Below are 12,467 nucleotides of genomic sequence, written 5' to 3'. Positions count from 1 at the left end.
TTCGTCAATCAGGAAAACGCCCATCCGTGAATGGGCGCAGCGTCGTTATTTGCCGCTGTAAATATTCTGATCACCGAAGTGTTTCTTTTGGATGGCCACGTAGGTGCCGTCGTCGTGGAGCGCCTGTATGCCTTTGTTCACTAAGGCTTTAAGCTCGGTATTGCCTTTGAGCAGACCGATCGCCGTTTTTGCTGGCAGCAGTTCGTGATGGACTGGCTTGCTCACTTCAAAGTCAGCGCCTTGCGGGGACTTCAGGAAACCCATTTCAGCTTGCAGCATGTTCTGAATCGAGGCATCGAGGCGACCCGTGACCAGGTCAGCATAAACCTGATCCTGGTTGGCGTAGGCCTGGGTTTTTACCCCGGCCTTGTTCAGCACGGCCTTGGCGTAGGCCTCCTCGGTGGTGCCTTGTTCATAGCCAACGGTTTTGCCAGCCAGCGTCGTGATGTCTTCGCTCAATGCCGAGCCTTTCTTAAAGACAAAGGATGTTGGCACCGAGAACAATTCGTTGGAGAAATCAATGACTTTTTCCCGCGAAGAAGTCACGGTCATGGCAGAAATCACGCCGTCGAATTTATTGGCCCTGAGGCCGGGAATCATCCCGTCGAAATCACTTTCTACCCATTTGCACTTGACCTTCAGTTCAGCGCAAATCGCGTTACCCAGATCAATATCAAAGCCCACAAGGCTGCCGTCGGCTGCCTTGGATTCGAAGGGTGCATAGGATGGGTCGACTCCAAAGCGCAACTCTTTGTACTCCTTGGCCACGGCAGTACCAGCCGCCGCGCACAGAGCCAATACTGATAAGGTCAAAATAGATTTTTTCATTGTTTTTATTCCTAATAACCAACAGAAGCGCTTGGGCGCACGAGTACAGTTATGGAGCGCGTGTGGCGTTACGCAGAACACACAGCCTCCAGGCTACGGACAAACGTGTCGAGACACATGGTCGACTCTAGCGCGCAAATACATACTTGTACAGACAGGCATAGCCAATCAATCGTCCTTTGATCTGATCGATTCCTTTCTGGGAATTTAGACGACGCTAAAATTGCCTGTAAATAGGGGTCTCGGTGTTTTTTTCTCAAGACCTAAGGAGGACAGTCAACCTCTTTAATCTCGATATGCGCCATGTGGCTGGTTCGGGAGATGGTGTAGGCGGTCGGATGTAGGAGGCGGATCAGCATCGACCTAACGCGGACATGATCCTGAAGCCTCCTCGGCGACCCGGATGACTCCAATCTCGAGATAGAATCTGAATTCGTACTACTGCCACAATCCCGGCGTAATAGAAGAAAAAAACGGATACGGCTCAAAAGTGGTGCGCGAAACATCCCGCATCAGGACGGCATCGTTGAACGCTTTTCGTAAATGCCTAAAAGGCAATCCATTGGGTCATTACCACTATGACAATGGGAAGAGCGACGCCTGCGAGAAGGGTTTGGCAAGCGATGATCCCAGCCATTAGTGGCGCATCTCCGCCCAACTGACGAGCCATGATGTAGGAGGATGAAGCGGTCGGCAGCGCCTGGAACAGGAGTGCTGCAATGGCAGCTTTCCCTTCAAGCCTGAACAGATGGCAAGCTCCAAGCGTGACGAGCGGCATGACTAAGAACTTCACCAGAGACGAATAGCCGACCGGGCGTAGCCATTGCTTAATGCTCCCGAACTCAAGCGCGGCACCCACGCAGATTAAACCGAGCGGCAGTGACGCTTGACCCAAGGCTTTGAGCATCGGCTCGATACCAACTGGTAACCCCCAGCCAAAGACCTGGATCAACCCGCCGGCGAAGCAAGCGAGTACAAGCGGGTTCAGTGCCAACTGCTTGAGCACTTTGCTAAATGTCATTCTGCCGCTAGATCCGAACCTTGCGAAAACAAGTACGCACAGGATGTTAACTGTAGGCACTATCGCAGCGTTCGCGACGGCTGCCAGCGCTACGCCTTGCACACCAAACAAACCCGCCGCTGCAGAAACGCCAACGTAATTGTTGAAGCGTATGCCACCCTGAAAAACTGACGTGAATGCCGCATTGTCCCGAGTGATCAGCACTCTTGCTCCCAATAGCATTAGCGACACGACGACAGTCGACAATAAAAGCACCGAGACCATGCTTTGAATGGGCACTCCATCAAGCTTGGCGGTCGCCAGTCCGTGAAAGAAAAGACAAGGAAGCAATACGTAATATGCCAAGCGCTCTGCCTGCGCCCAGAAGGTATCCGCTAGAAATTGACGATGCTTGAGGCATGCGCCCAGCGCGATCAAAAAAGCGATGGGTAACAAGGCAATCAACAAAGAAAGGGTCATGCGCCCGCCTTGATTTTTTGCACCAAACGTTCACAGCCCGCAGTCAGGATGGACTCATCGGTAGCAAAGGAAAGCCTGAGATGTCCTGGCATCCCAAAAGCGCTACCTGGAACAGTTGCTATGCCCGCCTCAAGTAGCTCGAGCGCGAAGGCCTGATCATCGTTGATAGTTTTGATCCTAGGAATAAGGTAAAACGCGCCTTCTGGACATGCGACATCAATAGCTTCGCAGGCCCGCAGGATTTGGAGCGCGGCATCACGTCGCTGTCGATAAATTGCATTTCGCTCGCCCACCAACGCTTGAGGCCCAGTCAATGCGGAAACCGCCGCCAACTGGCTCAGGGTGCTGGTCTGAGTACAGTTCTGTGATTGAACCGAGCTGATCGTCGTGATCAATTGCGTTGGCCCACACCCCCACCCCACTCGCCAGCCGGTCATTGCGTAAACTTTAGATACGCCATCCACGATCAGGATACGGTCTCTCAAATCAGGCGCCACCGTCGCCAACGTTTGGTAGGGATCATCCGTGTAACGAATTTCTGAATAAATGTCATCTGATAGCACCATCACCCGTGGGTATCGACGCAGCACTTGGGCGATGGCCAACAGTTGCTCACGTGAGTAAAGCGCTCCTGACGGGTTGCCCGGCGCATTCAAGACGATCCACTTGGGCGACGTTGCCAGGCTAAGCGCTGCCTCCAAATGCTCTGCAGTGAGGCGAAAACCTTGTTCTCTTGTAGTCGAAACAATCAACGGTCGCGCGCCGCACATCTTGATCATGGCGGGATAACTCGCCCAATAGGGCGCGGGCACGATCACCTCGTCGCCACTTTTGAGGGTCGCTTGAAAAGCGTTGTAGATGATTTGTTTGGCGCCACAGCCGACGGCCACTTGATCATCGGCGTAATCGAGGTTTCGAATTTCTTTCATGCGCATTCGGATCGCGCGACGAAGTGGTTCAATACCGTTAGACGGTGAGTAAGTCAGGCGCCCGCTGAGCGCAGCGTGCGCAGCTTCAAGAACGTGTGGCGGCGCGTTGAAGTCTGGCTCGCCCAATGTCAGGTCGATGACATCCCTGCCCTGCGCTCGCATCAACGCCGCTCGCTTTGCCATGATCAGGATAGGAGACTGCAGGATATTGTCTGCGGTAGGTGGAGTGCTCATGTAGCCCTCAAGAATGCGTCTGGATGGGCACCACGATAAGAAGTCGGACTCTAAAATAAAAACGATTTAAAATTCAGCAAACAACAAGTATCACTCATGGGTCGGTGTGCGGAGAATAAGCTTTCACGGCGTTCGCCAGGGCTGAAGCCAATCGCCTAAGCGGACGGTCTTCGCGCTCCAGTAATACAACGCGCCTGGTTTTTTGAGGCGTGCCGAACGGCTCAAAGGCGAGTGTGGTCAGGCTTTCGACTTGTTGCTGGGCGAGAGGAATGATGGATACTCCAAGTCCGCTTGAAACCATCTGGATAATCGCATCTTGACTATCAAGCTCCATGCTGGTCTGCACCCGCATCCGCATAGTGCGAAGCTCCCGCTCAATGGTTCGACCCGCCCAGGCACGACGATCAAAGCGAATAAACGGCTGATTTTTGAGAAGAAGCTGCAAGTCCTCATGCGCGAGTGACACAGGCGCGATGATCCAGAAACCTTCCTCGTAAAGCACCGTGCTCACCAGGCCATAAGGGTGTGGTTTCACCGGCTCTGTGGTGATCGCAACATCTAGTTCGCCCGCTTCTACGCGCGTGGCCAACTCAGCAGACATGCCCGACGCAACAGTGATGCGCAGGTGCGGATGCTGGGCGCGCAATGCAGACAGTGCGAGGGGCAAAACGCTTGCCAGTGCTGTTTGGATGGCGCCGATTCTAAGCCTGCCCCGTAACTCGCTGTCGCCGCCAAGCTCAGAGGAGATGCCGTCGTACAAAGCTAGAATTTCTCTCGCGCGCTCCACGGCGATATGGCCCGCATCCGTCAGTACCGGCAACCGTCGTGAACGGTCAAACAGGAGCGCGTTGAAATCCTCCTCCAACGACCGAACATGAAGGCTGACCGCTGACTGGGTGAGATGAACGGCGTCCGCTGCTCTGACGAAAGAACCGTGTTGGGCAATAGCAAGCAGTGTTCGAAGTGCGCGTAGAGACATAGCCATCATCCAACAAGTTGATGAGCGAGCTTACCAGCTGGTGCAGGCGTCTTGTTTGGACGCAGACATCTTCCCTACGATCCAATATGACCTGTGGCGAAATAGCGCACCCAGGAAAAATTTACTTCACTCTTTAAAGCGGGCTAAATAGCTGCCCCTTCGCGGCGATTTCATTTATGAGCCCGTTGAAACGTATCCGTCCCTGGATTGCCTGTCTGGCTGTTCTGCTCAATCTGTTCGCCATGCCGATGAGTCGTGCGATGCAGGCGCCAGACGTGCGCCTGATGCTTTGGGGTGGTTTTTGTTCAGGTGGGAACTTGAGCGCCCTTCCTGCAGACCTCGGCAAAGTAATTGATGCCCTGCAGCTGCCGCAATCGAAACCTGTCATGCAGCACGGCGACTGCTGTTGTGGTCATGCGGGACTTGCAGCGTTACCGTCCAACTACTACCGGCACTACCTACCGCCGTACCCCTCCAATACCGTCCTCGAAAATCCTGAGTTGCCCACGCTACATCCGAGAATTCGTTGGCCAAGCCTAAGTCCACGGGCATCCCCTTTCGCCTGATCACAACACCGCTGACCTCGTGCGGTGCTGCTCTCTTTAAATCATTTCAGCGGCCTGCGATGGACGCTGAACGCCCTTAAAGTTTCTTGATCATCAGGAAGTGCGTGCTATGCCTGCTTCAACCACTTTGTGCCATGCAAAGGCATTGTCTGTATTCCGCCCCCTCTGGCCCCTGCTTTCAATAGGGGTGCTCGCATTGAGCCCACTGCCAGTGGCATTAGCTGAAGCCAGCAGAATCGAAAATTCCACCCTGACCCTGGGTGCGGTCAGCATTCAGGGCTCGGCAAGCGGCCCTTTGAGTACCAGAAACGTTCTCAGCTCGGTGGATATTCTCGGAGGAGACATCCTCGAAAAAATGCCAGTAAATTACAGCTGGGAACTGTTCACTCGCGCACCGGGTGTCATGCTCACCGAGTTCAACCAAGGCACGACCTCAGGGAAAATTTCCTTCCGTGGCTTTAACGGTGAAGGCGAAGTGAATGCCGTAAAGCTTTTGATCGATGGCATTCCGAGCAACAGCAACGACGGCAATATGCCGTTCATGGACATGATTTTCCCCATGGAGCTGGACAGCATCGAGGTTGTCCGAGGCACCAGTGATGCGCGTTATGGTTTGAACAACATCGCGGGTAACGTCAACATGCTGACCCGCACCGGTGGTGACTACGCCAAGGCGCGGATTCGTTACGGCAGTTTCAACACTCAGGAAACCCAGCTCGCCAAGGGCATCGAAAGCAGCAACTGGACTCAGAACTACTTCTTTGCCTATCAAAAATCCGATGGCTACAGGGATCATTCCCAAGCAGACCGGTTTTCTATGTCGGGTAAGTGGTTTTATACACCGGATGACGACAGCTACCGAATCGGTTTGATCGCCCGTCACTACGAAGCAGAGGCTCAGGAGCCTGGCTATTTGACCGAAGATGATGCCCGCCATCATCCGACCATGACCAACAGTTTCAACGCCACCGACAAGGGCACTCGGCGTATGAATCAGGTCAGCCTGCATTTCGATACAGACTTGGCTGAGAACCTCGCATGGTCGGCGAAGACCTACGTCAACACCTTCGATGATCGACGCTGGACGCAATATTGGCGCACTAGCTCCCAACAGGAGCGTGATGCCTATGAAACTCAATATGGCGCTCTCACATCTCTGACATGGCGACCGGAGGTCAGCTGGCTGTATGACTTCGCCTTGGAAGGTGGTGCAGACGTACAGCAGCAGCAAAACAAGAGTGAGCGCTATCGCACCAAAGACCGTGCTCGTCTGGCAACTACCCGAGATCAGCAGTTCGACTTCGACACCTACGGCGCCTACGTCCAGGCTGAGATCAAACCTTTCGAGTCGCTGAAGATCGTACCGGCGTATCGGGTCGATAAAATCCAGGGGGATTTCACCAACGAAATGACCGGCCTGGATTACGATATCAACGATTATGGCCTGATCAAACAACCTAAGCTTAGCGTGGTCTATTCGCCCTGGGACGTAGCCAGTTTCTATGCCAACTGGGGCCGTACCTTCCAAGTTGGCACCGGCGCGGCAGCCTACAAAATCCCGCCAAGAGATACCGATCTGGCACCTTCAATCAATGAAGGCTGGGAAACAGGCATCAAGTTCACCCCGGCGGACTGGATTGATGGTCGCGTCGCATACTGGCAGCAAGAAGCCTCGGGTGAAGTCAGTCGCCGCCTCAACGACCCGAGCGGCGAGTCGGACAACGTCGGTGAAACGCGACGGTGGGGTTATGACTTGCAGATGAACCTACACCCAAACAAACGCACGGAAATATGGATGGCCTACTCTTGGCAGTATTCGAAAATACTCCAGCCAAGCGCCACTTTGCCCAACAGCAAAGGTCAGGAAATCGACCATATCCCCCATCACCTTTACAACGCCGGGATCAGCTATGAAGCGACACCTGCGCTACTGCTGACGGCCTGGATGAATGGCCAGACTAACTACTACCTGGAGCGAGAAAACACCAAAGGGACTTATGGCGGATACGCTCTGATGAACCTCGGCGCGACCTACAAAGTGACCGAGTCAGTGAGCGTCGATCTACAGTTGAAAAACCTCACCAACCGCTATTATGAATACGTTTGGTATGACCCGGACGGTGCCCAGGCATCCCTACATTCCCCGGGTGATGGCCGTGCGCTTTACACCGGAGTGACTTTGGAGTTTTGAGGAGTAATTCTGTTGAGGCCTATTATGCCTCATCAGCTCCAAGGAATGCGCGCCTTCCTCACCGCAATCCGATTAACTAAGATATAGCTGGTTGGCAACTAATCGCCTGAGAAATCTATATGTATTAGGCTCACTCACTGTCGCATTCGAATACAATCTTACGCGATCTAGAAGCCAACAGCTTAATCAGTTCTTGCAGTTGACATGATCGAAAATGAGCATGCATAGATTGTTCGTCGCGCCAAATAAATTCGATTATCCAACTATTCAATTCCGCGACCTTCCTCAATTCACATCCTGCAACACCTGAAGAACCACTCTCCAACAGCCCAAGAATATTACAATCCTTATCTGCAAATTCATCATCCATGTTCACTTCGAACCCCAAAGCGCTCTTCATAAACCCCGACATAAAACCAATCTCCAAGTCGAAAAAATAATTAGGCCGTGCGAATTGCCAATACATGGATCTGGATAACGCACATGCCCAAGTCTTGCTGGCCAAATCCCAATATGAGGTCAACAAGGCGCAGTGGGAAACTGCCAGGATCAACTTGGCCCGAACAACCATTACAGCGCCAGCTGACGGTACGATCACTAACGTCAGACTGCAGGAAGGCAACTACATAGCCCAAGGTTCTCCCGCCTTCTCACTCGTCAAAAATGATTCGTTCTACGTGACTGCTTACTTCGAAGAAACCAAGCTCCTCGACATCCGTGAGGGGGATTTGGCCGATGTCTCACTCATGACCGGAGGGCCGTCCATCACTGGCCGTGTCCTGAGCATCGCCAAAGGTGTCGCCAACACCAACACGCAAGCAGATCCAATGCTGCTGCCTCAAGTGCAACAGGCGTTCAACTGGGTGCGATTGGCGCAACGCATACCGGTCGACATAAAGCTGGATGAGAGCTCTGCAGGCACTCGCTTGATTGCTGGCATGAGCGCATCCGTGAGAGTCCACGAACAAGCCGCTGAGGTGGGCAGCCAATGAGAGCCGCCCTGATGCACTACCTGGCACCTGACCTTCGCAGCATAGTGTTCGCTTGCAAGGGGCTTTCTGCCGTTGCGCTCGCTCTAGCGATTTCAATGAGCCTGGATCTGGACAAGCCATTCTGGGCGATGGTGGCGTCGATGATGCTCCAGGCTCGCCCCGAGGCCGGATTGGTCATCGAAAAAGCGGCATGCCTTGTTCTTGGATCAACGGTCGGCGCCGTTATAGCGGTACTGATCCTGGACAATTTGACGCCATACCCTGTCTTAGCTATTGGAGCACTCGCGCTGTGCGTTGCCGTCACGTCGGCAATCGCCTCAACCATGCGGCATGTCAATTTTATATTCGCAATGTCATTAGTGAGTGTCACAGCGATTCTGATTGTACTTTTCGCCATGGCCGATCCTGCAAACACCAGCAGCGGATCGATCTTTATAGTGGTTCGCGCTCGGTTGAGCGAAGTTCTGGTCGGAGCCACCAGTGCCATCCTGGCCAGCGTCCTGCTTTATCCCTTCAAGGTGAAGAAGGTGCTGGAGGCGGGTATGAATCGCCTACGGGATTTGAGCCTCACCCATGTCTCGGCGATTCTTCAGGCGCAATCAAATCCAACAGCTGTCCATCAACAGCGCATAGGCATCATCGCCTTGTCCACATCCATAACGATGACGCCAATGCGGGACGCTATGAGCTGGCAAGCAATGTCGATGCAGCCCTACTCACCGCTAGCAACGCCTTGACCATCGTTGCATGGGGGCAAACCATCGAGCACATATTGAGTGATAACCCTAAGCGGTTGGCGTGTATGTTAGCTCGCTTCGTCGATCAAGACGCTCATGGCTGCAGCTCGCTTGAGGCAGTGTGCTTGGACAAAGTATCCGAGGCACTCTCAGCTATTCATGGAACCTGCGATTCAGCGGCTGAAGGCTCGCGCGAAACGCAACGCTTTCCACGTTTCAATCGACATCGTGACTGGCTCGTCGGACTAAGAACGGCGCTGCGAAGCTCACTTGTTTTCCTGAGCGCTATCGGGGTATGGATTCTGTCAGGCGAACGAGCCGCACTCATCATGATGATCGCACTACCTGTTCTCCTCTCCCAGATATTGTCCTCACACCCGGCTCCACGCCTGTCCACCGCAAAGTTACTCGGTGGAGCCTTGATCGCCATCCCTGTCGCCACCCTGCTCGTACTCAGTTCGCTAGCGCAGGGTTCGGGCGATTTCGAGACGTTGATCCTGGTGCTTTCTGCGCCTCTTTTTCTGGGGCTGATGAGCATGACTTCACCGTTACTCACCCCTTACGGTCTAGGTTTCTGTCTGACCCTGGCGGTGCTTGTTCAGCCAAGCAACTACATGACCTTTGCAATCCATCAATGCCTGTTCACTGGACTGGGGATCGCAGCGGGCCTAGGAATGCTTTACGCAGCTTTTGATCTGCTAGGGCCGCCCAAAGCCATATGGCAGCAGCAACGGATTATCAGAACACTCAATTCCGACTTGGAAAAAATGCGGAAAAAGCGATTGTCAGCCAACTGGCTTACACAACGTGCGGCTGAGCGTCTCGCCTTTCTCGCTGCATACGAGCCGCCATCGCAGGTCGGTAGGAAGCTGACACAGCGTGGGCTTAAAGTATTTGAGTCTGGCCACCGCATGAGCGTGAACTCAATCAAGCAGCACCAAGGATCAAATTCCACGCTCCAATAATGAATTTAAAGGTATACAAAAATGCACAACCATCAGGCTGATGCTAACTTCATGCGAGATCTCCAAGAGGCTGCCCCCGAAATGGTCGCGGCATTTTTCAACTTTGACAAAGCTGTATTCAACAAGGATGTCGGTAGCCTGAATTTAGCCACGCGGGAATTAATCGCTGTTGGCGTAGCAGTGACTACACAGTGTTCTTATTGCATTACCGACCATGCGAAGCGAGCCATCAGCGCGGGGGGTCGAAGCAAGATGTAGCCGAGGCGATCATGGTAGCGACAGCGCTTCGAGCGGGTGGTGGGATTACCCATGGATGGCAAGCGATGAAAGCTGCCCATCAAAGTGATGAGTCACGACGCTAAAGCAGTATTCGTCTGGGTACGTTTCAAAAAAACGCTATCGGATCGAAGCTGCGCATCGCGGCAATCCGATCTTTGCACAGAAATAAAACGTGATGTGGACTTGCTTGGCGTGCCCGACCCTTCGAGTCTGGAAGAACATATGTGAGGCATTCAACCAGTCCATTAATGCAAGTTAGAGTTTACCAAAAGAGGTCACTCTCATCTAATCCCTTCCCCCGAAAGTAATGGGTGCCAAACACACGGTGGGCATGCATAAGTATAGCACGGGATGTCTCCCACCCGACTTTATCGCCTTTTAGCAAACAATTTCGGTTGCTCCGGGTAAGAGTCGGCATGAATATTTTACCGTGAGCAGAATGAAGGCACACGAGCGGAAAAAATGTTGGGGTATGGAAAAAGACTTATCTCCTACCGATTTGAGAGAAACGAACGTCGGCAAGTGGCGATCTCAAAGCTCAGCTCTTCGATCAGCGTCGAAAGTGCGGAACTGGACGCAAGGATATCACCACGGACAGCGGTAACAAGAAGATCCACACGGCCAGAACAAGGTTCGTAAAGTTTGACAGTAAGGGTGCCATCTGCGCTCAATGTACAATCGCACGAAAGTGGTCGAAAAGCCAACTCAAGAGCCTTTCGCAACTGAAGCGCAGAAATTCCTGCTAGCATTTTTGACACCCGGAGACGCCCTATCAGAGGGTCTACTAAACTCAACCTATGAATAGATTGCTTTCAGTCACATTTAGAAGCAAACATGCTCACCGCCTCAACCGCATCGCTTGTTCCCGTTTGGATTTGGGATATAACCTCTCCCGCTTGATCAGCCAGCATCACACCGCGCTGTGCGCCGTCGCGCGTCTTTCCCATACTCGCAACCGCATCGCGCGTCTCTGTTAGGATTTTTCCAATCATTTCCGCAATTTCTGCTGTTGAGCGACTCGTTCGTCCCGCAAGCTGTCTAACCTCATCCGCTACTACCGCAAAACCTCGGCCTTGATCGCCCGCGCGTGCTGCCTCGATTGCAGCATTCAGCGCAAGTAAATTGGTCTGTTCAGCAATGCCACGAATAGTATTTACGATCGCCGTTATTTGCTCGGATCTGTCTCCTAACTGTCCAATTAATCGGGCAGACTCTCCAATGCTCTCCGCTATTGAGCGCATCTCTGTTGCTGTCTCATGAATCACTTGCGCACCTTGCTGGGCTACTCGTTCAGTTTCAGCTGAGATGTGATATGCACGTAATGCGCCTTGAGCATCTTTGTCAATTTTCTCAATACGAGCGGTGATGTCGCTTGCAAACTTTATGATTTTTATTAATTGCCCTCCATTATCGTAAACAGGATTATAACTTGCTTCTAACCATACCGTTTTTCCGTCCTTGCTTATTCTTTTGAACTGACCACTAAAAAATTCGCCTGCGTTCAGGCGTCGCCAAAAATCATTGTATCCTTGACTGCTTACCAACTCTGGCTCACAAAGCAAACTATGATGCTTTCCGTACAAAGCAGAAAACTGATAGCCCAGAACATCTAGAAAATTTTGATTCGCACATATTATATTTCCTAGCACATCGAATTCAATAATTGCCATTGCCCTATCGATAGCGTGCAGCTTTGCTCGCAACTCTGCATCCCGAGTGACTTTATCCGTTACATCAAAAGCAAACTTAATTATTTTTTCCACTTTACCAGATGCACTTATCAGTGGGCTATAGGTGGCTTCAAGCCATATCACCTCGCCGCCTTTTGCGATTCTCGGAAACGTTCCAGAAATAGATTCTCCTAATGATAGCTTTTGCCAAAAGGAAGAATACTCCGCACTTTGAGTAAAGCTTTCTGAACAAAAGTCTTTATGCGTTTTATTAAGAACTTCATTAACACTATACCCTAGCAATCGCGAAATATTATTATTTGCGCGCACCACCTTCTTAGCTAGGTTGAATTCGATGATAGCTGCTGATCGATCGAGTACCGCAAATAACTCGTTGAGCTCGCTGTTTTGAGCTTCCATATCGGCTAATTTTAATTTAAGGGCTTTGTTGAACATGGTCACACCTTGAAAGATCGTAGCGAGATGGGTGGTTAATTCCATGCAGGCTTAAAAAATTATTTGTTAGTCTCAAATGCGCTCTGCGGGTGCACATCACTACACCAAAGTGATAAAAACAGAATTGCTACCTTCAGTGCGCAAGTAGATTAATTATCTTG

The 12,467-nt window shown here is 52.1% G+C and carries 10 protein-coding genes and 1 pseudogene; 5 read left to right on the top strand and 6 right to left on the bottom strand.

The window, feature by feature from the left end:
- Positions 1-45: 45 nt before the first annotated feature.
- The 4 genes from AB4N44_RS02405 to AB4N44_RS02390 form a co-directional block, all read right to left on the bottom strand.
- Positions 46-828, bottom strand: a complete 783-nt coding sequence (locus AB4N44_RS02405) for a transporter substrate-binding domain-containing protein (protein ID WP_068933322.1) — start codon at positions 826-828, stop codon at positions 46-48.
- Between the two features lie 547 nt (positions 829-1,375).
- Positions 1,376-2,308 (bottom strand): AEC family transporter, encoded by a 933-nt coding sequence (locus AB4N44_RS02400; RefSeq protein ID WP_460158169.1) that lies wholly within the window; start codon positions 2,306-2,308, stop codon positions 1,376-1,378.
- Positions 2,305-3,471 (bottom strand): pyridoxal phosphate-dependent aminotransferase, encoded by a 1,167-nt coding sequence (locus tag AB4N44_RS02395; protein WP_460110425.1) that lies wholly within the window; start codon positions 3,469-3,471, stop codon positions 2,305-2,307. Before AB4N44_RS02395 ends, AB4N44_RS02400 begins: the two co-directional genes overlap by 4 nt.
- Before the next feature lie 94 nt (positions 3,472-3,565).
- Positions 3,566-4,450, bottom strand: a complete 885-nt coding sequence (locus AB4N44_RS02390) for a LysR family transcriptional regulator (protein WP_258638174.1) — start codon at positions 4,448-4,450, stop codon at positions 3,566-3,568.
- A gap of 176 nt (positions 4,451-4,626) precedes the next feature.
- Here AB4N44_RS02390 and AB4N44_RS02385 point away from each other — a divergent pair, with 176 nt between their 5' ends.
- From AB4N44_RS02385 to AB4N44_RS02365, 5 genes and pseudogenes are all read left to right on the top strand, one after another.
- Positions 4,627-5,016 carry a DUF2946 domain-containing protein gene (locus AB4N44_RS02385; protein WP_258638175.1) on the top strand — a complete coding sequence of 130 codons (390 nt, stop codon included), beginning with the start codon at positions 4,627-4,629 and terminating at the stop codon, positions 5,014-5,016.
- Positions 5,017-5,125: 109 nt separating this feature from the next.
- A complete protein-coding gene (locus tag AB4N44_RS02380; RefSeq protein WP_258638176.1) occupies positions 5,126-7,207 on the top strand; it encodes a TonB-dependent receptor in 2,082 nt (693 codons plus the stop codon).
- Between the two features lie 464 nt (positions 7,208-7,671).
- A complete protein-coding gene (locus AB4N44_RS02375) occupies positions 7,672-8,199 on the top strand; it encodes an HlyD family efflux transporter periplasmic adaptor subunit (protein WP_258638178.1) in 528 nt (175 codons plus the stop codon).
- Positions 8,196-9,901, top strand: a pseudogene (locus AB4N44_RS02370) (FUSC family protein). The gene AB4N44_RS02375 and the pseudogene AB4N44_RS02370 overlap by 4 nt, the downstream one beginning before the upstream one ends.
- Before the next feature lie 21 nt (positions 9,902-9,922).
- Positions 9,923-10,159: a carboxymuconolactone decarboxylase family protein gene (locus AB4N44_RS02365; RefSeq protein ID WP_460158168.1), complete on the top strand. Its 237-nt coding sequence runs from the start codon at positions 9,923-9,925 to the stop codon at positions 10,157-10,159.
- 512 nt (positions 10,160-10,671) lie between these two features.
- Here the strand turns inward: AB4N44_RS02365 and AB4N44_RS02360 are convergent.
- Complete coding sequence (locus AB4N44_RS02360) at positions 10,672-10,929, bottom strand: DUF1652 domain-containing protein (protein ID WP_460110429.1); 258 nt, start codon at positions 10,927-10,929, stop codon at positions 10,672-10,674.
- A gap of 63 nt (positions 10,930-10,992) precedes the next feature.
- Positions 10,993-12,306 carry a methyl-accepting chemotaxis protein gene (locus AB4N44_RS02355; RefSeq protein WP_258638183.1) on the bottom strand — a complete coding sequence of 438 codons (1,314 nt, stop codon included), beginning with the start codon at positions 12,304-12,306 and terminating at the stop codon, positions 10,993-10,995.
- Positions 12,307-12,467 lie beyond the last annotated feature (161 nt).

This window comes from Pseudomonas sp. S3_C06, assembly GCF_054667675.1.
This window is presented reverse-complemented; position numbering and strand designations above follow the sequence as displayed.